Raw genomic sequence first — 526 nt, forward strand, 5'->3', positions numbered from 1 at the left:
TGACCAATATCAAGATGATATCTACAACCAAGGTCGCTTAGCGTATTTTGGCCAAGGTAAGTTTGGTGACAAACTCCGAATCACCACCCACTTTGATACCAAAGAGAGTGACGTGCGAGACATGTTTAAGCACCCGTTTGCCTCTGACTCATCAAGCGTATTCGACATTCTCGAAGACGACGATGAAATGTATTACGGCAACTACGGTGACAGCTCGAACATCTACAAAGTGGTCAACACCAAAGGCAAAGTGTATCTCAACGTTGAATACGACAAATCCAACGTTTTGTGGGGGAACTACAACACAGGTATAACTGGTACTGACAACAACGATTACAACCGCAGCCTATATGGTTTCAAAGGTGACTATCGCACACGTTCTACCACGAAGTTCGGTGAAGATCGTCTTAACATCGTAGGCTTTGCCGCCGAATCGGACTCTCTGTTTGCGCACCATGAATTTTTAGGTACTGGCGGTTCGCTGTACTTCTTACGCCATGGCGAAGCTGTACCTGGCAGCGACAAA

General features: G+C 46.2%; 1 pseudogene. It reads left to right on the forward strand.

Annotated features, from left to right (window positions below):
• Window positions 1-526, forward strand: a pseudogene (locus R7Z49_RS27435) (hypothetical protein); the annotation flags it as partial.

The organism is Vibrio sp. 1562 (assembly GCF_033340155.1).
In the GTDB taxonomy this organism is placed as follows: domain Bacteria; phylum Pseudomonadota; class Gammaproteobacteria; order Enterobacterales; family Vibrionaceae; genus Vibrio; species Vibrio alginolyticus.